General features: G+C 66.3%; 1 protein-coding gene. It reads left to right on the top strand.

Translation table 11 applies throughout. The features are described 5' to 3' along the window. Positions 1–47 precede the first annotated feature (47 nt). The coding region (locus ABNF97_RS33895; protein WP_502930595.1) for an IS256 family transposase at positions 48–1,313 on the top strand (1,266 nt) is incomplete at its 3' end.

Genomic DNA, 1,313 nt, shown 5'->3' with positions numbered 1-1,313 from the left:
GGGAGTGTAACGTAAACGGTGGAAATCAGACAGATAGGGATTCTCTGATGGCAACCGTGACGAACACTCATTGCGAGGCGGCGGTCGACGCAGCCGCCGGTGAGACGGCCAGCGGCGAGGACCTCCTCGCTCGGGTACTTGACGATGACACTGTGGCCGCGTTGGCGCGGCAGGCCCGGGGTCAGGGTGTGGCACTGCTGGGCGAGGGTGGGCTGTTGCAGCAGCTGACGAAGCGGTTCCTGGAGGCCACGTTGGAAGGTGAGATGGATGCTCACCTGGGGCGGGGTCGGCACGAGCGTGGTGGTGACGGTAACGCCCGTAACGGCAGGCGGACCAAGACGTTGATCACCGATGTGGGGCCGGTGCCGGTCGAGGTGCCCCGGGACCGCGACGGCACGTTCACCCCGACGATCGTGGCCAAGCGGCAGCGCCGGTTCGGTGGAGTGGACAACCTGGTGATCTCGCTGACCGCGAAGGGCCTGACCACCGGGGAGGTGTGCGCGCATCTTCACGAGGTGTACGGCACCGAGGTGTCCAAGGAGACCATCTCGACCATCACCGACCGGGTCCTCGACTCGTTCGGCGAGTGGCAGGCCCGACCTCTCGACCCGGTCTATCCGGTGGTGTTCATCGACTGTATCCACGTGAAGATCCGCGACGGACAGGTCGCGAACCGGCCCGTCTACGTCGCTTTGGCGGTCACCTGCGACGGCGGTCGGGACATCCTCGGCCTGTGGGCCGGCGACGGAGGCGAAGGCGCCAAGTACTGGCTGCGGGTGCTCACCGAGCTACGCAACCGTGGTGTGCGTGACGTGTGCATCGTGGTCTGCGACGGACTGAAGGGCCTACCCGACGCGATCGCCGAGACCTGGCCGGCGGCGATCACCCAGACATGCATCGTTCACCTGCTCCGCAACACGTACAAGTACGCGTCGAAGGCGCACTGGGGCGAACTCGCCAAGGACCTCAAGCCGGTCTACACCGCCCCCAGCGAGCAGGCCGCCCTCGACGCGTTCGCCGAGTTCAGCGGCAAGTGGGAGACCAAGTATCCGGCGATCATCCGGCTCTGGACCAACGCCTGGGCGGAGATGGTGCCCTTCCTGGCCTTCGACCCCGAAATCCGCAAGATCGTATGTACCACCAACGCGATCGAGAGCCTCAACGCCCGGTTCCGCCGCGCGGTCAACGCCCGCGGACACTTCCCCACCGAGCAGGCCGCTCTCAAGGTCCTCTACCTCACCGTGGTCAGCCTCGACCCGACCGGCAAGGGCCGCGTCCGCTGGTCCAACCGATGGAAAGCCGCGTTGAACGCC

Source organism: Plantactinospora sp. B6F1 (assembly GCF_040120695.1).
Lineage (GTDB): Bacteria > Actinomycetota > Actinomycetes > Mycobacteriales > Micromonosporaceae > Plantactinospora.
The sequence above is the reverse complement of the archived record's forward strand: the minus strand, read 5'-3'. Positions and strand labels throughout refer to the sequence as shown.